The sequence below is a fragment of the Microseira wollei NIES-4236 genome, assembly GCF_020521235.1.
GTDB classification, from domain to species: domain Bacteria; phylum Cyanobacteriota; class Cyanobacteriia; order Cyanobacteriales; family Aerosakkonemataceae; genus Microseira; species Microseira wollei.
In genome coordinates, this window is the sequence record NZ_BLAY01000534.1 from 1 (window position 1) to 543 (window position 543).

The window sequence follows — 543 nt, forward strand, 5'->3', positions numbered from 1 at the left end:
GACAAAAGGTTACATGTTGAGTAGCCGTGTGCGGTGAAAGTCGCAAGCACGGTGAAAGATGGGAGGGGTGGAGCAGTAATGTTCCCAAGGACCCTACCAGATATGGCAGAAACTGGCAAAAGTTTCTTTGTCTCTTTAGAGCGGAGAGAGTCAATGGCTACCCGTGCTGAATTGCCTGCCTGTTTGGTGGAATAATTGAGATAAAAACTTGCCTGCTAAGCACCTCAAGCGCATCACGACCTACGTAGACCCGGAAGTTTACGAATTAATTGCCAATCGAGCCCAAGAAGAAAATCGCACGATTAGTAATATGGCGGCGACTTTACTGGCGATCGCAGCGTACACCGGAACAGGTAAACACCCTGGGGAACCACAACAAAAACCCCAGCAGGATGCGGAACCTTGAATTCAAGCGCGCGATCGCGACTCAGTAGCGATTATTACTGCGTTGTCAGCTACAGAGTTTTACCCTTATAGGGTAGAGCATCAAAAAGTCTATGAAGATCGCATCGATAGACCAAGAACCAATCGACGGCACCGACG

At 48.8% G+C, this 543-nt stretch carries 1 protein-coding gene; it reads left to right on the forward strand.

Annotated elements, in window-relative coordinates; genetic code table 11:
• Positions 1-208 precede the first annotated feature (208 nt).
• Positions 209-406, forward strand: coding sequence for a ribbon-helix-helix domain-containing protein (locus MiSe_RS49735; protein ID WP_226595019.1), 198 nt, complete (start codon positions 209-211; stop codon positions 404-406).
• The last annotated feature ends 137 nt before the right edge of the window (positions 407-543 follow it).